16 protein-coding genes are annotated in these 19137 nt (G+C 72.0%); 6 read left to right on the top strand and 10 right to left on the bottom strand.

Annotated elements, in window-relative coordinates; genetic code table 11:
- Positions 1-217 precede the first annotated feature (217 nt).
- From ACFRIC_RS32690 to ACFRIC_RS32675, 4 genes are all read right to left on the bottom strand, one after another.
- Entirely contained in the window at positions 218-1297 is a 1080-nt protein-coding gene (locus tag ACFRIC_RS32690) for a hypothetical protein (protein WP_382793339.1), read from the bottom strand.
- Between the two features lie 38 nt (positions 1298-1335).
- Positions 1336-2274, bottom strand: coding sequence for an N-acetylneuraminate synthase family protein (locus tag ACFRIC_RS32685; RefSeq protein WP_382793335.1), 939 nt, complete (start codon positions 2272-2274; stop codon positions 1336-1338).
- A gap of 14 nt (positions 2275-2288) precedes the next feature.
- Positions 2289-3596 (bottom strand): cytidylyltransferase domain-containing protein, encoded by a 1308-nt coding sequence (locus tag ACFRIC_RS32680; protein WP_382793332.1) that lies wholly within the window; start codon positions 3594-3596, stop codon positions 2289-2291.
- A gap of 76 nt (positions 3597-3672) precedes the next feature.
- Positions 3673-5010 carry a DUF6716 putative glycosyltransferase gene (locus ACFRIC_RS32675; RefSeq protein WP_382793329.1) on the bottom strand — a complete coding sequence of 446 codons (1338 nt, stop codon included), beginning with the start codon at positions 5008-5010 and terminating at the stop codon, positions 3673-3675.
- 198 nt (positions 5011-5208) lie between these two features.
- On the opposite strand from ACFRIC_RS32675, the gene ACFRIC_RS32670 reads away from it, so the two are divergent.
- The 4 genes from ACFRIC_RS32670 to ACFRIC_RS32655 all read left to right on the top strand — a co-directional run bounded on the left by ACFRIC_RS32670 (position 5209) and on the right by ACFRIC_RS32655 (position 10016).
- Positions 5209-6189, top strand: coding sequence for a glycosyltransferase family 2 protein (locus ACFRIC_RS32670; RefSeq protein ID WP_382793326.1), 981 nt, complete (start codon positions 5209-5211; stop codon positions 6187-6189).
- Positions 6186-7520, top strand: a complete 1335-nt coding sequence (locus ACFRIC_RS32665) for an alpha-2,8-polysialyltransferase family protein (protein WP_382793323.1) — start codon at positions 6186-6188, stop codon at positions 7518-7520. Before ACFRIC_RS32670 ends, ACFRIC_RS32665 begins: the two co-directional genes overlap by 4 nt.
- 246 nt (positions 7521-7766) lie before the next feature.
- Positions 7767-8930, top strand: coding sequence for an acyltransferase family protein (locus ACFRIC_RS32660; RefSeq protein WP_382793320.1), 1164 nt, complete (start codon positions 7767-7769; stop codon positions 8928-8930).
- A gap of 156 nt (positions 8931-9086) precedes the next feature.
- A complete protein-coding gene (locus tag ACFRIC_RS32655) occupies positions 9087-10016 on the top strand; it encodes a class I SAM-dependent methyltransferase (protein ID WP_382793317.1) in 930 nt (309 codons plus the stop codon).
- 16 nt (positions 10017-10032) lie between these two features.
- Here the strand turns inward: ACFRIC_RS32655 and ACFRIC_RS32650 are convergent, their stop codons facing one another.
- Entirely contained in the window at positions 10033-10692 is a 660-nt protein-coding gene (locus ACFRIC_RS32650; protein ID WP_382793315.1) for a TetR/AcrR family transcriptional regulator C-terminal domain-containing protein, read from the bottom strand.
- Between the two features lie 74 nt (positions 10693-10766).
- On the opposite strand from ACFRIC_RS32650, the gene ACFRIC_RS32645 reads away from it, so the two are divergent.
- A complete protein-coding gene (locus ACFRIC_RS32645) occupies positions 10767-12236 on the top strand; it encodes an FAD-dependent monooxygenase (protein WP_382793530.1) in 1470 nt (489 codons plus the stop codon).
- Between the two features lie 3 nt (positions 12237-12239).
- Here the strand turns inward: ACFRIC_RS32645 and leuE are convergent, their stop codons facing one another.
- Both leuE and ACFRIC_RS32635 read right to left on the bottom strand, forming a co-directional pair.
- Positions 12240-12890, bottom strand: coding sequence for a leucine efflux protein LeuE (gene leuE / locus ACFRIC_RS32640; protein ID WP_382793312.1), 651 nt, complete (start codon positions 12888-12890; stop codon positions 12240-12242).
- Positions 12891-12993: 103 nt separating this feature from the next.
- Positions 12994-14574, bottom strand: coding sequence for a methylmalonyl-CoA mutase (locus ACFRIC_RS32635; protein ID WP_382793310.1), 1581 nt, complete (start codon positions 14572-14574; stop codon positions 12994-12996).
- A gap of 187 nt (positions 14575-14761) precedes the next feature.
- Here ACFRIC_RS32635 and ACFRIC_RS32630 point away from each other — a divergent pair, with 187 nt between their 5' ends.
- Entirely contained in the window at positions 14762-15631 is an 870-nt protein-coding gene (locus ACFRIC_RS32630) for a L,D-transpeptidase family protein (RefSeq protein ID WP_382793307.1), read from the top strand.
- 240 nt (positions 15632-15871) lie between these two features.
- Here ACFRIC_RS32630 and ACFRIC_RS32625 read toward each other — a convergent pair whose 3' ends face one another.
- From ACFRIC_RS32625 to ACFRIC_RS32615, 3 genes are all read right to left on the bottom strand, one after another.
- Positions 15872-16966, bottom strand: coding sequence for a hypothetical protein (locus ACFRIC_RS32625; RefSeq protein ID WP_382793304.1), 1095 nt, complete (start codon positions 16964-16966; stop codon positions 15872-15874).
- Positions 16966-17628: an RNA polymerase sigma factor gene (locus ACFRIC_RS32620; protein ID WP_382793301.1), complete on the bottom strand. Its 663-nt coding sequence runs from the start codon at positions 17626-17628 to the stop codon at positions 16966-16968. Before ACFRIC_RS32620 ends, ACFRIC_RS32625 begins: the two co-directional genes overlap by 1 nt.
- Before the next feature lie 711 nt (positions 17629-18339).
- On the bottom strand, positions 18340-19116 hold the full coding sequence (locus ACFRIC_RS32615; RefSeq protein WP_382793298.1) for a hypothetical protein: 777 nt from the start codon (positions 19114-19116) through the stop codon (positions 18340-18342).
- Positions 19117-19137 lie beyond the last annotated feature (21 nt).

Raw genomic sequence — 19137 nt, 5'->3', positions numbered from 1 at the left:
GCCGGTACCGCGCGCTGCGATTCAATGGCCGGATCGTGTCGCCCCAACGCGCGCGTTGTGGAGGACTGGTGAACACCACACGACTGTTCGGTGCGTTCGCCGTGGAGGATGGACGGAGCGCGGTCCTGATGATCCGCGTAGATCGCGGTATGGACCAACGGAAGAGCCCGGCGCGGTACGCCGGGCTCTGGACGCCTGAAGTTGCTTGTGGCTTGAACTAGATGGTGGACACCGCCGAGAGACGGTGCACGTCCCGGGCGGTCCCGGTGACCCCGGACAGGAAGCCCTGGGCCCGTGGCGAGGCGTTCTCCGTCAGCCAGGCCGGGTCGATGTCGCAGACCGCGACCCGCACCTCGGTGCCGGCCAGGGCGAGCGGCAGCGTGTGGACGACCGTGGACGGGAAGCTCAGGATCGTGCGGCCTATGGGGCCGCGCCGGGCGATCAGTTCGAGCGGCAGGTCGGGACGGACGATCTCCAGGCCCGTCTCGACGGCCAGCCGGTGCAGTTTGTCCGCGCTCTCGCGGCGGTGCGCGAAGTAGCGGGTCGCGCCGTGCGCCTTGGCGAGCGAGCGGACCGCGTCCAGGTAGCGGTCCGGGTCGACCACGCCCGTCTCGACGAGCGAGGTGCCGACCAGGTCCGCGCCCTTGGTCAGGCGCGGCGGCCCGAACCGGGAGCGGGTCCAGGAGAAGTCGTTGGCGGTGATGGTGACACCGTCCGGTGCCGATTCGATCGGCATCGAGGAGAAGACCTCGACCGTACGGCGTTCGCTGGGCGTCAGCCGGCGGCGGGCCGAGGCGGACACGGGGGCGAAGAGCACGTCCCGCGGGCCGGGGCGGCCGCCGCGCCGGTGCCAGCGCACCAGGCGTTCACCGCGGGCGAGCTGGGCGACGAACTCCATCGTCGCCGTGCCGTCGTCGACCACGACCAGGTCACGCGCCCTGGTGATGGTCAGCAGAAGCTGCACGTAGCGGGAGAACGGGTCCCCCATGACGATCCGCCGGGCCCGGCGCAGCAGCGGCGCCAGCCCCCCGATGGTGTGGAAGGGGGCCGTGGTGCCGCCACGCGCCTCCTCCCAGCGGACCGCGTGACCCTCGTCGCGGGCCAGTTCCGCCATCCGGCGGAGCTGGCCGCGTGTCATCGGGTCGTTGGGAGACAGGACGACGAGGGTGAGCCCCGCGCCGGGCGCCGCGCCGTTGTGGGCATGCGCGTGCGCCCATTCCAGCACGTTCAGGAGCTGTACCGGACTCTCGACGAAGGCGAGAGTGGAGGAGCCGGCGGAACCGGCGCGGGGGCTCATCGACGTACGACCGTCCCGTCGTAAGGGATTCAGGGCGTTCAGACCGAGACGGGCTCGCCCGCGGCCGCGGCGATCTCGGCCTCGGCGACGACGCCCGTGACGCGGCGCAGCTTCTTCATCGGGCCGAGCTCGGAGTCGTAGACCTTCTTGACACCGTCGCCGAGGGAGGCCTCGATGGTGCGGATGTCGCGGACGAGGCGGGTCAGGCCCTGCGGCTCGACGGAGGCGGCCTGGTCGGAGCCCCACATCGCGCGGTCGAGGGTGATGTGACGCTCGACGAAGGTGGCGCCGAGGGCGACCGCGGCGAGCGTGGTCTGCAGGCCCGTCTCGTGACCGGAGTAGCCGATCGGCACGTTCGGGTACTCGGCCTGGAGGGTGTTGATGACGCGGAGGTTGAGCTCCTCGGCCTGCGCCGGGTAGGTCGACGTGGCGTGGCACATCAGGATGTTGTCGCTGCCGAGGACCTCGACCGCGTGACGGATCTGCTTCGGCGTCGACATGCCGGTGGAGAGGATGACCGTGCGGCCGGTGGCGCGCAGGGCGCGCAGCAGCTCGTCGTCGGTCAGCGAGGCGGAGGCCACCTTGTGGGCCGGGACGTCGAACTTCTCCAGGAAGGCGACGGCCTCGGTGTCCCACGGGGAGGCGAACCAGTCGATGTTCTTGCTCTTGGCGTACTCGTCGATCTGGCGGTACTCGTCCTCACCGAACTCCACGCGGTGGCGGTAGTCGATGTAGGTCATGCGGCCCCAGGGGGTGTCGCGCTCGATGTCCCACTGGTCGCGCGGGGTGCAGATCTCCGGGGTGCGCTTCTGGAACTTGACGGCGTCGCAGCCGGCCTCGGCGGCCGCGTCGATGAGCTTGAAGGCGTTCTCCAGCTCACCGTTGTGGTTGATGCCGATCTCGCCGACGACGTAGACGGGGTGGCCGGGGCCGGCGGTCTTCGAACCGAACTGGCGCAGACGGGAGTTGGTGCTCATGGTGGGGAAGTTCCTTACTTGTCGAGGGAGTCGAGAGAAGGGCCGAGGATCCAGCTGGCGATCTCTCGGATCGCGCCGTCGCCACCGGGGACGGTGGTGACCGCGCGTGCGGCGCCGCGCACGACGTCGTGGGCGCTCGCGACCGCCACCGGCCAGCCCACGAGGGCGAAGCAGGGGAGGTCGTTGACGTCGTTGCCGACGTAGAGCACGCGCTCTGGCGCGATGCCCTGCTCCTCGCACCACTGCTTCAGTGCGAGGTCTTTCCGGTCGATGCCGTGGAGGACCGGGATCTTGAGCTTCCGGGCCCGGGCGGCGACGACCGGGTTCTGTTCCGTGGACAGGATCAGCATCGTCAGCCCGCTCTTGCGGAGGGCGGCGATACCGAGGCCGTCCCCGCGGTGCACGGAGACGAACTCCCGTCCGTCGGAGTCGATCAGCACCCTGTCGTCGGTCTGGGTGCCGTCGAAGTCGAGGACGACCGCGTCGATGTCGTCGGCGGTCGGCAGCGAACCGGGGCGGTTCGCGTCGAAGAGGGGGGCCAGCGCGCGGGCGCGGGCGAGGTCGTGCGGGTCATCGATCTCCAGCACGCGGGCCGGGTCGGTGCGCACGAGTTCGGTGCGGCCGAAGAAGCGGTGCTTCGCCTCGCGGAAGCCGGTGGCCTCCATGGCGTAGACGGCTCCGGTCTCCAGGAGGTCCTGGGGGCGGTCCTGGCGGCGCGGCCGGAACGACTTGTCGTGGTTGACGCCGTAGCCGCCGCTGGTGGCGGTGTCGGCGACCAGGACGCCGGTGCGGCCGTCGACCGCCGCGTGCCCGGTCTCGGCGGCCACCGCGGCGGTGGGCTCGTCGTCGCCGTCGCGCCACACGAAGCCGTGGAAGGGGGCCACGGTCAGTGCCGTGTCCGCGCCGTTGGTGACGATCGCGTCCACGACGCCGTCGACGTCCTCGCGGATGATGAACGGGCTGGTGCACTGCACGAGCAGCACCACGTCGACCGGGGAGCCGTGCAGCGCCTCGTGCGTGTCCATGGCGTGCAGGACGGCCGCCTCGGAGGTGGCGGTGTCCCCGGCGATGGCGGCGGGGCGCAGCACGACCTCGGCGCCGGCCTGACGGGCGGCCGCCGCGATGGCCTGGTCGTCGGTGGAGACGACGACGTCCGTCACGAGGCGGGCGGCGCGGCATTCGCGCACCGCGCGGGCCACCAGCGGCACACCGCCCACGGGCAGGAGGTTCTTCGCGGGGACGCCCTTGGAGCCGCCGCGCGCCGGGATCACCGCGAGTACGCGGCGCGCCGGGGCGGCCTTGCCCGCTTCCGAGTTGGTCATGCGCTGTTCTCCTTGACGAGGGAGGTGAGGGAGGCGTGGGGGGCGAGGGGCGGCGGGCCGCCCGCTGTCGGGGTGCTCACAGTTCGCCCATCCGCCGGATCACCGGTGCCACGCGCTGGACGCCGTGGCGGTAGGCACCGCGGGCGGCCTTGCGCACGAACTGCCGTACGGGGCTGGGTTCCCGGTCCGCCGCCGGGGCGCCGGGCAGCGGGCTGCCGTCCGGGCCGAGGTGGTGGCGGGCGAGGATGCCGGGCAGGTAGCCGGGCGCGGTGACGGGGGTGTAGTAGGGAGCGAGCGGCGGCAGCTTGTCCGCCGCGAGCAGGTCGGTGATGCGCTGCCGTGCCGCGTCGAAGGCCGTCTCGTACGATCCGTCGGCGGCGACGCCCTGCCGGGCCACCCACTCCGGGTCCGGCACCGGCCGGTGTCCCGCGTCGAGCTGGTCCCAGGAGGCGAGGCAGCCGGAGCCCACGAAGTGGTGGTTGCCGAGCGCCTCGCGCACCCCGAGGTCGCTGAGGACGACGGTGGGGACGCGCCGGTGCAGGGATTCCAGGGCGGCGGTGGAGCTGATGGTGACGAGCAGGTCGGTGCGGTCGAGAACCTCACCCATGTGCCCGTACACGAGGCGGAAGTTGGCCGGCGGGTCGGCCTTCTGCACGAGTTTCTGGTACGGCAGTTCCTCGATGTGCGTGGTGTGCTCGCCCGGCTTGGAGCGCAGCTTGAGCAGGACCTCGCGGTCCGGGTGGAGCCGCGCGTGGCCGATGAGCCGGTCCAGCAGGTACGTACGGTCCTTGCGGCTCTCCGGTACGGAGGGCTGGGCGGCGAAGACGACCGTGTAGGGCCGGGCCCCTTCCTTCGCGGACGGGTCGTTCTCGGTGTACGCGGCCCCGCCGAGGAAGGGCAGCGCGACCTCGGTCACCGATCCGGCGTCCGCGCCGACTCCTTCGTACACGGCCCGGAAGCGGTCCGCGTCCTGGCGGGAGTTGGCGAGGACGAGGTCCGCGCCGTGGCGCAGGAGCAGTCCGTCGGCGAGCTTCTCGTAGACGACGCCGACGTAGCCGGTGACGACCAGGGGCCGCTTCGCGCGTCCTTCCCAGGCGCGGGACAGGCCGTGCAGGACCGCCTGGACGGCGCCGCCGACCAGGGCGAGGACGACGACGTCGTAGACGTCGTCCTCCTTGCCGAGCTCGCGCAGGAACTCGAGGGCGGTGACCTCGCGGAGGGAGTCCGCTCGGACACCCACCTCTTCGAGCTGGCGGGCGGTCGGGGTGGCACGGCCGCGCAGGAGGAATCCGTCGAGGCGGATGTCCGATTCTGCCGGGGAGATGCGGTTCGCGGTGAGCGATCCCCATTTCCACCGGGTGTCGGAATCCGCGAGGACGGCCACCCGCAGCGACTTCGAGGTACTTGCTGGCACGTCCTAGACGCTAGGAAGCCATTTCGAGGAGCGGCCCAACCTGAATACAACAAACGGTTAACAGCGCGTCGACGAATGGGGGATCAGCCCAGGATCGACTGAGAAAACGACGCGGTTCACGGTACCGCCACGCGTCGTTCACCTAGCATCTCACCAACGGTAAAGACGAATGCCGGGCCGCCCCCTAACGTCACAGGGGTGGTCAAGCTCTCCGTCATCGTGCCGTTCTACAACGTGCAGCAATATGCGCCCGACACCCTGAAGAGCCTGCGTGCGAACGCACGGCAGGATTTCGAATTCATTCTCGTCGACGACTGCTCGCGCGACGAGACACCGGACATCCTCGCGCGCGCGGAGCGCGAGCTCCCGGGTGCGGTGTATGTCAGACACGAGAAGAACGGAGGACTGGCCACCGCCCGCAACACCGGGATCGACAAAGCGCGTGGCGAGTACCTCACGTTCCTCGACGGGGACGACTGGCTCGCCCCCGGATACTACGAACAACTCGTGTCCTCCATCGAGGATCTGGGCTGCGACTTCGTCCGTACGGACCATGTCCAGTGCACCGCGCGGTCCCGCTCCGTCCACCGTGTCCCGCACGGCCGGCGCGGGGTCGTCATGAATCCCCGTGACGCCATCCTCCCCTCCGACCGGTCCACCTCCGTCGACTACGCCTACGCCTGGGCGGGCATCTACCACCGCCGGCTGGTCGACCGGGGGCTGCTCCACTTCACCGACGGGCTGCGCACGGCCGAGGACCGGCCGTGGATCTGGAAGCTGCACCGGGAGGCCGAATCCTTCGCCACGGTGGGGCTGCTCGGTGTGTTCTACCGGCGTGGCGTCGCCTCCTCCCTCACCCAGATCGGGGACGTGCGCCAACTCGATTTCATTCGCGCGTTCGACCAGGTCGTGGCGGAAACCGCCGAGGACCGGGACGCCGAGAAACTCCTGCCCAAAGCCGTGCGCACGTATTGCGCGATTATTTCCCATCACCTGGGATCCATCGAAAGGTTCGAGCCAGCGGTGGCACGGAAACTGAAGTCCATGAGTGCCGTGGCACTGCGCCGAATGCCGCAGGGCGTGCTCGACGAGGCACTCGACTCCATGGACGTCCAGCGCGCGACCCGGCTGCGCCGGCTGCGCCGACGGCCCGCGCCCGCCGCGGGGGTGGCCGCGTGACCACCCAGATCTTCATGGCGTCCACGCTGTACGGCACGGCCACGCTCGCCGCGGCCTTCGACACCGACAGCTTCGGGCCCGCCGACCGGCGCATCCTGCTCGTCTCCAACAACGCGGCGACGCCGGAGACGACACCCGCCGTGGACGCGATGCCCGGCTTCGAGCGGCTGCGCGGCCGCTTCGACGACGTCATCTCGTGGAACGAGACCATCTCCCCGTTCCACCCGGGCGGCTGGGCCCCGCGCCCGGACGACGTCCCCCTGTGGGAGCGGCATCTGCGGCTCGCCTGGAACCTCGGCGACGACGACGTCGAACTGGCCGTGGAGTCGATCCAGGTCAACCCGGCGCTCGGCGTCTCCCAGATCTTCATGGGCGCGCCCGTCACGGTGTACGCCGACGGCCTGATGAGCTACGGCCCCACCCGCAACAAGATCGACCCGCTGGTGGGCACCCGGGTGACCCGGCTGCTCCATCTGGACCTGGTCCCCGGCCTGAAGCCGCTGCTGCTCACCGAGTTCGACGTCGAGCCGCAGATCGTGCCCACGGACGCGTTCGTGAAGGTGCTCGCGGAGCTCGTCGACACCGGCGACGAACTGCCGTCGGTCGACGAGCCGGCGCTACTGCTCGGCCAGTACCTCTCGGCACTGGAGATCCTCACCGCCGAGGAGGAGGAGCAGCTCCACGTACGGATGCTGAAGGGGGCCCTCGCGCTCGGCCACACCCGCGTGGTGTTCAAGCCGCACCCCTCCGCCCCGGCCCGCTGGTCGCGGATGCTGGAGAAGGAGGCCGAACGGCTGGGCGCGGACCTCACCGTCCTCGACACCCCGGTGCTCGCCGAGGTGCTCTACCAGCGGATGCGGCCCGCGCTGGTCGTCGGCTGCTTCTCCACGGCGCTGCTCACGGCCTCCGCGCTGTACGGCCTGCCGGTGGCCCGCGTCGGGACCGGCCCGCTGCTGGACCGGCTCACCCCGTACGAGAACAGCAACCGCGTCCCGGTGACCATCGTCGACGCGCTGCTGCCCGACCTGGCGGACGGCGCCGCGGTCACCGAGCGGCGCCCCGGCATGGACGTGGCGGACCTGACGCGGCTCCTGAGAGCCGTCGGCTTCGCGATGCAGCCGAAGATCTACCCGGACCTGCGTCCGGCGGCCGAGAGCTATCTGACGCACCAGCTCACCGAGGACACCTGGCGCTACTTCAAGCGCAAGCGCCTGACCTCGCTGGCGCTGCCGGGTGCCGTGCCGGCCCAGCTCGCGTTCATCCCGCGCAACGCCACCGTGCGCCGGGTCGCCCGCAGGGCGCGCTCGCTGAAGCGTGCGGTGGGCCGCTGAGGCGGCGGGCGCGTCCGCGGGACACCAGGGGCGGGGCCGGGTCGAACACGACCCGGCCCCGCCCCTTTTGACACCCCAAAAGCCCGTGGGCGATTTGTCACGATTCGGAAGAGTTCTCAACGCGGGGGCATCACAGAGATGAACTCCCGTGGGCGAGACGACGAACCGGCCTCGCGAGGCCGTAAGCATCCCCGACTATCGGACTAACGTGCTGTGGGCCAGCTGAGTCCCATTGAGGGGAACCTTGTGATCGACACGCCCGAGGAGGCCCGCGGGACGTCGACCGGCACCGTGGTCCGTACCGTCCTGCCACCTGCCGAGACGTCCGCCGCGCCCAAACCCGCGGCGCCCCGGGAGAACCGGCTGCGCGCCCTCGACGGGCTGCGGCTCGTCGCGGCCCTGATGGTGGCCTGCTACCACTACGGCGGCCGTGACGGCGAGGTGGTCCAGGCCTGGGGCACCTCGCCCAAGCACCAGTTCCCCACCCTGCACCATCTGTTCGCCTACGGCTGCCTGGGCGTGCAGGTCTTCTTCGTCATCAGCGGCTTCGTCATCTGCATGAGCGGCTGGGGCCGGCCGCTGCGCTCCTTCTTCGCCTCCCGCGCCTCCCGGCTCCTGCCCGCGTACTGGGCCGCGATCATCCTCGTGACGGCCGTGTTCGCGCTGCCCTTCGTCGCGTACAAGACGGTCTCCCCGAGCGACGTGCTGGTGAACCTCACCATGCTCCAGCAGCCGCTGGGCGTGGACCGGGTGCTCGGCGTGTGCTGGACCCTGTGGGCCGAGGTCCGCTTCTACGCCCTCTTCGCGCTGTGCATCGTGCTGCCGGGGGCGAACCGGCAGCGCGTGATCCTGTTCTGCGCCGCCTGGACCCTGGCCGCGGCCATCGCGCAGGGCGTGAACGAGCCCCTGCTCAACACGGTCCTGATGCCGGAGTACGCCCCGTACTTCATCGGCGGCGTCGGCCTCTACCTCGTCCACCGCGACCGCCGCGACGCCTACGCCTGGGGCATCGTCGGCGTGAGCTGGCTGATCGGCCAGCACTACGCGGTCCAGCGCCTGTGGCACGCGCCGAACCCGGAGTTCTTCTCCAACCGCTCGTCCTACGCCATCATCCTCGTCGTCACCTTCGGCTACGTCGCCGTCGCCGCGATCGCGCTGGGCTGGCTGCGCTGGGCGAACTGGCGCTGGCTGACGGTCGCGGGGGCCCTGACGTACCCGTTCTACCTCGTTCACGAGCACCTGGGCTGGGTCGTCATCAAGGCCTACCACCGGACCCTGCACCTCCCGTCGTACGGCGCGTTCCTCGCCACGGTCGCCACGATGCTGCTGCTCGCCTGGCTGCTCAACCGGTTCGTGGAGAACCGGCTCACCCCGAGGCTGCGCACGGCCCTGTCGAAGCCGCGCGCGTAGCGGGCCGGGGAATTGGCCTTCCCTTAACCTGCCCGCCCGATGGGGCACGCGTCGCCGGGCAGACGCGGAGGAGTTCCGTAGCGGCTCGTCCCCACACGAGCTCCTCCGCGCGGGCCCCTCCCGGGAGTCCGCGCCGACCCAGGGAGTGCTCCCCGCATGACGCTCGCACCCGGCACGCACCGACCGCCCCACCGGCTCGACGACGTCCCCGGCTGGTTCCCCGTTCTCGACCAGATGCTCTTCGAGTGGTTCCTGGACCGCCAGGAGTCGTCGGGCGTACGGGGTGATCTGCTGGAGGTCGGCGTCTACATGGGAAAGAGCGCGATCTTCCTCGGACGCCACCTCCAGGACACCGAGCGGTACACGGTGTGCGACCTGTTCGAGGGGTCCGCTCCCGACGACGCCAACAGGGCGGAGTCCACGAAGTCCTACGGGGCGCTCACCCGGCGGGCCTTCGAGGAGAACTACCTCTCCTTCCACGACGCGCTGCCCCGCGTCCTCCAGGGCCCCAGCAGCGTGGTCCCGGCGGAAGTGGCCGCCGGCTCCTGCCGGTTCGTCCACATCGACGCCTCGCACCTCTACGAGCACGTGTACGACGACATCGGCGCCGCCCGCGAGGCGCTGCTGCCCGGCGGGATCGTCGTCCTGGACGACTTCCGCTCGGAACACACGCCCGGCGTCTCCGTGGCCGTCTGGGAGGCGGTGCTCACCAGGGGCCTGCGCCCGCTCTGCCTCAGCACCCAGAAGCTGTACGGGACCTGGGGCGACCCCGAGCCCGCCCAGGAGGAACTGCTGGCGGCCGTGCGCGGACGCGAGGACTGCCATCTGAGCGTCCAGCAGGCCGCGGGACACCGCATCGTCCGCCTCAAGTCGACGAAGGGCATGCGGGGCCCGTCCTTCCCCCCGTCCCGGCACGCGGGCACGAGCGGTCCCGAGGCGGCCCCGGCCGCACAGGGCGCCTCCGCCCTGCCGCGGCCCGCCCGTACCCGTTCCCGTGCCCGGCGGGTGGCGGCCGACCTGCTGCCGCCCGTCCTGACCCGCGCGATCCGCGGCGCCCGCGCGGCCGGGCGTCCGGGACGGCACTGACCGGCGGCGGCCGGGTTCAGCCGATGCCGTAGCGCGCCTCGATGCCCGCGACGATCAGGGCGAGCCCGTCCTCGAAGTGCCGCTCGTAGTCGTCGAAGATCGCCGCGCCCGCCGCCGCCGACAGGGGGAAGTCGGCCATGCGGCGGGCGCGTTCGTCCGTGTCGTACCCCTCGCGGCGCTCGCCCGGCAGCGGCTGGACGCCCTGCTCCTCGCTGACGAAGCCGATGGTGAACAGGTACGAGGTGGAGGTCGCGCGGACCGCCTGCGTGAGCGTGAATCCCGCCTCGGTGAAGAGCGTCAGGGTCCGCTCCATCTCCACGGCGTGCAGGGTGCCCGTGAAGCGTGATCCGCTGAAGACCTTGGCGCCGTCGCGGTAGCTCAGCAGGGCGGCGCGCAGTCCGCGGTTCGCGGCGAGCAGCCGCTCCCGCCAGCCGTCGCCCCCGGCCGCGCCGGGGGTGTCCACCATCCGGCGGTACATCTCCGTGGCCATCTCGTCGAGCAGTTCCTGCTTGTTCTTGAAATGCCAGTAGAGCGCCGGCGCCTGGACGTTCAGCTCCTTGGCGATGGCCCGCAGGGTCAGGCCGTCGAGGCCCGTCTCGTTGAGCAGCCGCAGCGCGGTCTCGACGACCTGCCTCTTGTCCAGCCTGGGGGCGCGCTGGGGTCTCTGGGTAACCACGCTTGACAGTTTAACGCCGTTAAGGGCATGCTCGGTCCATCGAACTTAACAACGTTAAGGAAAGGGCCATGCACATGACATCGCAGCAGCTCACGCACGTGGACGTGGACGTACTCGTCGTCGGAGCCGGTCCGACCGGCCTCGCGCTCGGCATCGACCTCGCACGCCAGGGGGTGGACGCGCTCGTCGTGGAGCGGGGCGAGGGCCTGGCGCCGGGATCGCGCGGCAAGGGGATCCAGCCGCGCACGATGGAGATCTTCGAGGACCTCGGCGTCCTCGACGCGATCCGCGCGGCGGGCGGCGACTACCCGGTCGGGCTGATCTGGCAGGACGGGAAGCCGGCGGGCGAGCGTCCGATGTTCGACCCGGCCGAGGACGGCGAGGCGGGCTCCCCGTTCACCGCGCCGTGGATGGTGCCCCAGTGGCGCACGCAGGAGATCCTGCACGCGCGGCTGACCGGGCTCGGCGGCCGGGTCGTCCTCGGCCGGGAGGTGACCGCGCTCCACCAGGACGAGGACGGCGTGACCGCCCACGTCACCTCGGGCGAGGGAGCGGGGACCGTCCGCGCGAGGTACGTGGTGGCCGCCGACGGGGGCCGCTCGGCCGTACGCCGGGCCACGGGCATCGGCATGACCGGTGCCGGGGCGGACGGTTCGGGTGTCGTCGCCCCGGACCCGATCCTGGTGGCGGACGCCCGGGTCGACGGCCTGGACCGCGACCACTGGCACGTCTTCCCGCCGGGCGGCGACACCGACGGCTTCATGGCGGTCTGCCCGCTCGCGGGCACGGACCTCTTCCAGATCGTCGCCGGGTTCCCGGCCGGAACGACGGTCGACAACTCCCCCGACGGCGTACGCAAGGTGTTCGCCGCCCGTTCGCACCTGTCCGCCGACGCGGTGACCGGGATCGACTGGGTCTCGGAGTTCCGGCCGCGCGCGGCCCTGGCCGACCGCTTCCGCTCGGGCCGGGTCTTCCTCGCCGGGGACGCGGCGCACATCCACTCCCCGGCCGGCGGCCAGGGGCTCAACACCAGCGTCCAGGACGCCTACAACCTGGGCTGGAAGCTCGGCGCGGTCCTGCGCGGCGAGGCTCCCGCCTCGCTCCTCGACACCTACGAGGAGGAACGCCGCCCCGTCGCCGCCGAGATGCTCGGTCTGTCCACCCGGATCCACCGCGGCGAGGCCCGCCGCGGCAGGGAGACCCGTCAGCTCGGCCTCGGCTACCGCGGCTCCTCCCTCGCGGTGGAGACCCGCACGGACCTGCCGGACGAGGCACTGCGCGCGGGCGACCGCGCCCCCGACGCGACCGTGGACGGCGTACGCCTCTTCGACGCGTTCCGAGGGCCGCGCTGGACGCTGCTCACCGTCGGCGCGGTCACGGAACCGGCGGAGCTGCCCGGCGTCCGCAGCGTGCGGATCGGATCGTACGAGCGCTACAGGACCGGGGTCTTCCTCGTCCGCCCCGACGGTCACGTGGGCTGGGCGGGCGCCGACACGACGGGCCTGCGGGAGTACACGGCCCTGGTCGGCCTCGGCGCCCGCTGAGCGCTACGCGCTGGCGAGGGTGAGCTTGACCGCGAAGCCGAGGAAGAGGGCACCCGCGGCGGTCGTGGCCCCCGCGGAGAGGCGCTTGCGCCGGCGGAAGGCCGCCGCCAGGCGCGTACCGCTGAAGATCAGCGCGGTCAGGTACAGCACGCTCGCGAGCTGGGCGAAGGCCCCGAGCACGACGAACGACAGGGCCGGGTAGGCGTACGCGGGGTCGACGAACTGCACGAAGAAGGCGACGAAGAACAGGATCGCCTTCGGGTTGAACAGGCTGATCACCAGCGCCCGCCGGAACGGCCGCTCCTCCGCCACCGCCTCGGGCTCCGCGCTCTCGGCGACCGCCTCCCGGCGGGCCCGCCACATCGCCCGCGCGGCGCGCAGCATCCCGACCGCCAGCCAGGTCAGATATCCCGCGCCGGCGTACTTCACGATGCTGAACAGCACGGCGTTGGCCTGGAGCAGCGAGGCCACACCGGCCGCCGACAGCGTCATCAGGACCGTGTCCCCGCACCACACGCCCGCGGCGGCGGTGTACCCCGTACGGACGCCCCGGCGGGCGGCGACGGACAGCACGTACAGCGAGTTCGGTCCCGGCAGCAGGACGATCAGGACGAGACCCGCGAGATAGGTGGGGAGATCGATGACACCAAGCATGAAAGGGAGTGTCGCACGGGCCTACGACAACGCGTCCGGGCGTCTCATCAGGCCGGGAACGGGAAAGTCTGCCCCCGCCCGTCATCAGCTCAAATCACACAGGTCAGAAGGTGTCCGAGGGCACGTAGGTCCCCCAGATCCCGCGCAGCGCGTCGCAGACCTCGCCGACGGTCGCCCGGGCGCGCAGGGCCTCCTTCATCGGGTACAGGACGTTGTCGGTGCCCTCGGCGGCCTTCTTCAGGGCGGCGAGGGCGGCGTCGACGGCTCCCTGGTCGCGCTCGGCGCGGAGCCGCGCGAGGCGTTCGGCCTGCCGGGCCTCGATGGCCGGGTCGACGCGCAGCGGCTCGTACGGCTCCTCCGTGTCGATCCGGAAGCGGTTGACGCCGACCACCACGCGCTCGCCGGAGTCGGTCTCCTGGGCGATCCGGTAGGCGGAGCGTTCGATCTCGCCCTTCTGGAAACCGTGCTCGATGGCTCCGACGGCGCCGCCGAGGTCCTCGACCCGGGTCATGAGGGCGACGGCCGCGGCCTCGACGTCGTCGGTCATGCTCTCGACGACGTACGAGCCGGCGAACGGGTCGACGGTCGCCGTCACGTCCGTCTCGTAGGCGAGGACCTGCTGGGTGCGCAGGGCGAGCCGCGCGGACTTGTCGGTGGGCAGCGCGATGGCCTCGTCGAAGGAGTTGGTGTGCAGCGACTGGGTGCCGCCGAGGACCGCGGCGAGGCCCTGGACGGCGACCCGGACGAGGTTCACCTCGGGCTGCTGCGCGGTGAGCTGGACGCCCGCGGTCTGGGTGTGGAAGCGCAGCATCAGCGACTTGGGGTTCTTCGCGCCGAACTCCTCACGCATCACGCGGGCCCAGATGCGCCTGGCCGCACGGAACTTGGCGACCTCCTCCAGGATCGTCGTCCGGGCGACGAAGAAGAAGGAGAGGCGCGGGGCGAAGTCGTCGACGTCCATGCCGGCGGCGACGGCGGTGCGCACGTACTCGATGCCGTCGGCGAGCGTGAACGCGATCTCCTGCGCGGGTGAGGCGCCCGCCTCGGCCATGTGGTAGCCGGAGATCGAGATCGTGTTCCACTTCGGGATCTCGGCCCCGCAGTACTTGAAGATGTCCGCGATCAGCCGCAGCGACGGCTTGGGCGGGAAGATGTACGTGCCGCGGGCGATGTACTCCTTGAGGACGTCGTTCTGGACGGTGCCCGTCAACCGGTCGGCGGGGACGCCCTGTTCCTCGCCGACGAGCTGGTACATCAGCAGCAGCAGCGCGGCGGGCGCGTTGATCGTCATCGAGGTGGAGACCTGGTCGAGCGGGATCCCGTCGAACAGGACGCGCATGTCGTCGACCGAGTCGACGGCCACTCCGACCTTGCCGACCTCGCCGTGGGCGAGCGGGGCGTCGGAGTCGTGGCCCATCTGGGTGGGCAGGTCGAAGGCGACGGACAGGCCCGTCGTGCCGTGGGCGATGAGCCGGCGGTAGCGGGCGTTGGACTCCACGGCCGTGCCGAACCCGGCGTACTGGCGCATGGTCCACGGGCGGCCCGTGTACATCGAGGGGTACACGCCGCGGGTGAAGGGGTACGCGCCGGGCGCGCCGAGTTTCTCGGCCGGGTCCCAGCCGGCCAGGGCCTCGGGGCCGTAGACCGGTTCGATGGGCAGTCCGGACTCGGATTCGCGCGTCATTGCTGTGCCTCCCGTGAAGCGGCCTGACGACAGGGACTCCGTTCCGCCGTGCGGCGGCTCGTTCCATGGTTCTCTTCCACCATGCCGCCCCGTTCGCAACCGGTCACCCGCGGGGAGCATCTCAGGTGACATGACGGCGGGACGGGGGCCTGATGTGCACGACAGGACGGGTGGAACAGGGGTCCGGATGCGTACGACTGGCTTGAAGAGATCGCTGGCCGCGCTCGCCGTGCTGGCCGTGGTGAGCGGCTGCACGGCGCACGCCGTGGACGCGCAGGGGAAGAAGGGGCCGGTCCGGATCGACGGTTCGCTCGCCCCGGCCCCCGGTGCGGCGAAGAAGGACGACGGCAAGCCCGCCTCCCCGTCGAAGGGGAAGGACGGCACATCCGGCGCGGCGGCCACGGGCAAGGACGACGAGCCGCCCGCCGAGGTCCTGTGGTCCCGGGGCGACAAGGGCGACGCCATCCGCAGGGCGCAGGCCCGGCTGCACCAGGTCGCCTGGCTGATCACCCCGCCGACGGGGACGTACGACGCCCGGACGGTCGCGGCCGTGAAGGGGTTCCAGGGCAAGCGCGGGCTTCCGCGCACCGGTGAACTGGACACCGTGACCTGGCAGCGGCTGCGGAGGATGACGCACGAACCGGCCGCCTGGGAGCTGTACCCCTACGGCGGGCAGCCGGCCGCGAAGCCCGACCCCCGCTGCATGAAGGGCCGCGTGCTGTGCGTCAGCAAGACGACCCGCACCCTGCGCTGGATGATCGACGGCAGGACGGTCTCGGAGATGGACGTCCGGTTCGGCTCGCAGTACACGCCCACCCGCGAAGGGGTGTTCACCGTGTACTTCAAGTCGCGCCACCACGTGTCGACGATCTACCACACGTCGATGCCGTACGCGATGTTCTTCAGCGGCGGCCAAGCGGTGCACTATTCCTCGGACTTCGCGGCGCGCGGCTACTACGGCGCCTCGCACGGCTGCGTGAACGTCCGGGACGAGAGCAAGGTGGCGGCGCTGTTCGCGCAGGTCCGCACGGGCGACAAGGTCGTCGTCTACTGGTGACGTGCCCGCGCGCGAAGGGCGGGGCGAGAGGGAGTGGGGCGCGGGCGGGACCGGGGGAACGTGTCCCACCCGCGCCAGTTGCACGAAGCCGTGAGTACGGGGGGAACCCCGGCTCCGTGCTACGGCCGATGACCAGTCGGCTCATCACGTACTGCGTCGCGGCGGCCGAAAACGTCACACCCAGGCGATAAAAATTTCAACGACCCGCGAAAGTGCTGGTCAGAGAGGTGTCGTGGGGCGTCACAGGAGCGTGCCGGCCGACCGGCCCGGCATCGTCCCGGGCGTCGCGCCCGACGGCGGGGACCACGTCGGCGCGACCGGCAGGAGCGAGGTCAGGCGCGGACGCAGCGCGGACGGGGTGCCGACACCGTTGTCCCGGTGGTCGTTGCCGCCCGGACCTAGGTGGTGGCCGTCGCCGTCACCGCCGCCCGATTCGCCCTGATCCCCCTGGTCGCCCTGGCCGGAGCCCTGGTCCGTGCCCTGACCGCCGGTGTCGCCCGAACCGTCACCGGCGCCCAGCCCGCGGCCGAGGACGCCCGAGCAGTACAGCCGCACCCGGGCACCGCCGCCCGCGACGTGCTCCAGCACGCGCCTGCGGTCCCCGTCGAGGTCCTTGCCGTCCAGGAGGTCACGGCAGTACGAACGTGTCTTCACCCACCACTCGCGGGTGCGGTCGGCGCTGCCGCCGGTGTCGGCACTCGGCGGACCGCTCGGCAGGTCGGCGCCGCCCGCGGACGTGGACGTGTCCGCGGAGGGATCTCCCGACGGCCCGTCAGGCACCGGCACCACGGAGCCGTTGCCGCCGGAGACCCCGGGCGAGGGGGTGGGCGAGGCCGAGACGAGCGGACGGTCCGGGGTCCGGGCGGCCGTGGCCGTCGCGGCCGGGCCCGGGTGTTCGCGGGTGAACGGGGTCGGCAGGACTCCGGTTCCGGCCGCGACGGCGACGCCGCCGACCATGCCGACCGCCAGCACCGCGGCGAGCCCGAAGCGGGTGGGCCGCCCCCAGCGCGTCCGGCGTCCGTGCGCGGCCGGGCGTCCGATCCGTACGAGACCGGCGTCCGCGGCGTGCGCTCCGGACCGCGCCCGACCGTGCCGGCCGGGCTGCGTGGCGAAGCCCTCCCCGCTCTCGCGTGCCTTGCGGAACGCGGCCAACGCGGCTGCCTCACCCGGGAGTTCGTCGCCGGTCGGCTCGGGTTGCGCGGTCAGTGCGCCGAGGGCCGCGGTGAGGCGGTCCACCCGGTCACGTGTGCCGGGGTCGACGACTTCGAGCGGCTCCCCGTTCAGCAGCCGCTCCGCGGCGTCCCGGTCCAGCCACCTGTACTGCTCGTCGGCCATCACATGTCCTTCTGCGCCCGCGAACGCGTATGCGTCACACCGGCGGACGTCACCGCACGGGTACGGGAACCTCGTTGCGGGGGTACGGCGTCGAGCGCGCCGACGGATTCCGGATCGGTGCCGAGCAGTTCCGCGAGCCGTTTCAGACCCCGGTGCGCGGCCGTCCGGACGGCGCCGGGGCGCTTGCCGAGGGTCTCGGCGGCCGTCTTGGCGTCGAGACCGACCACGACGCGCAGCACGACGGCCTCGGCCTGGTCCTGCGGGAGCTGGGCGATGAGCGAGAGGGTGCTGCCGGTGGACAGCGCCTCCATGGCCTCGGTCGCGGTGTCGGACTCTGCGGCCTTGCCGGTCAGCTCGGTCTCGTCGCCGCCTATCGCGGGACGGCGCCCGCGCATCCGTATGTGGTCCAGGGCGCGGTTGCGGGCGATCCTCGCCGCCCAGCCGCGGAAGCGGTCCGCGTCGCCGCTGAAGCGTTCCAGGTCACGGGCGATCTGGAGCCAGGCCTCGGACGTGACGTCCTCGGCGTCCGGCTCACCGACCAGCGTCCGGACGTATCCGAGCAGGCGTGGGTGCACGGCTCGGTACACAGTCCGGAACGCGGCCTCGTCCCCGTCCTGTGCGGCCAGTACCGCGGCGGTCAGCTCCGCGTCGTCCCCCAGCACCCCCGCGCCCCTCTTTGCGCCTCGACCGGCTCCGCTCTCGCGGACCGGGTTTCTCGCCGTCGTGCGTTCCTCGATGGACGGTTGTGGTCTCGGGTCCGCGTGGTCGTGGTCTGCCGCCCCACGCGGTTCCGGCCCCAGGCCCCACGTGGTCCAGGTCTCCGGATCCGCGCAGTCGTGGTCCCGGGTTCCTCGTGGTTGCGGTCGTCCTCTTTCCGCACCGGCGCGAAAGGCACGTTACGGCCTGAAACAGCTCCCCGTCCATGTTCGTACAACGTGCAACTACGCGGTGACCGTGCGAGGTGTGACACAAAACGCAGTCCCGGCGCTGTAGAGAGTACGGGTCGCCGCGCGGCCCGTGCCGCGCGACGGTCGGGGCCTCTCCTGTGGGGGGTGGCGGCCCCGGCCGTTGCCATCGGCGAGGACACCGGCCGACTGCCGGACGGGGAAGCATCCCTGTCGCGGCGTCAGGTGACCACCGATGGCCGGGCCGGGCGCCCTGCTCCGCCCACGGCCGTGCAGAGGCCGCCCCACTGTCGGCCGAAACCGGCGCCCCGCGCCGCGAGACACCCGCCGCACACCGTCACGGCATCACGCCGAAGACCTCCGCCGCCCTCGCGGCACACACCCGCCCGACCGCACCACCGTCCGGCCGTTCGGCGACGTCGCGGCGGGCATCGCGGTGACGTTCGTCCGTCGAGGACCTCGACGGGCTTAGGACTCATTCTTCGGTTTGGCCGGCTTCGGTGTCGCGGTCGGGGGCTTCTGAGCCGGTGTCCCGTCCGTCTTCCCGGACTTGCCCGTGCCTCCCGCGCCGTCCGTCCCCTTCGCGGACTTCGCACCCTTCGTCCCGGTGGGCGCGGCCAGTTGGCCCGCGCAGAACGCCTCCACCTTGTCCTCGCCGCCGGCGGCCGTGACGAGCCGCTGCCAGGCCCGCGAGTCCATCGCGTCGCCCCGGCCCTTCACCGACGCGTACGCACGGCAGTGGGCCTCGGTGTCCTGGGCGCGCGGCGGGCGGCTCACGAGACCGCTCGGAGGCAAGGTGTCGGAAACACCGGGACCGACCGGCGCGGCGGTCTCGGGGAACCAGGGCGGGACGCTGCCGGACGGACGGGCCGCGGCTGCGCCCCGGTGCCCGGCGTCCTCGTGCGTGACCGGTCCGATGGCCGCGACGGCGACGCCACCCAGGGTCAGACCGGCCAGCAGGACGGCGAACACGGCCCGCAGCGAACGGCGCGGCCCCTGCCGCTCCTTGGGACGCCAGTCGTCCCTCCGCCGGGCGCGCGCGGAGTGCGCGCCGCTGTCCCGCGCGACCCGGAAGGCGGCCACGGCCCGCGTCTCCGCCGCCCTGTCACCCGCCCTGTCGCCACCGCGGCCGCGCATCGCCGCGGCGAGAAGCGCCTCCAGCGGGGTCCCCACGCCCACGGGGTCCGCCGCGGGAGCGGAGCCGCGGCCGGAGGCCGCGCCGTCGCCGGCCCGCCGTTCACCCATGCCGGGTCGCGCACCCGGTTC

The sequence above is a fragment of the Streptomyces sp. NPDC056738 genome (assembly GCF_042790435.1).
Lineage (GTDB): Bacteria > Actinomycetota > Actinomycetes > Streptomycetales > Streptomycetaceae > Streptomyces.
This window is presented reverse-complemented; position numbering and strand designations above follow the sequence as displayed.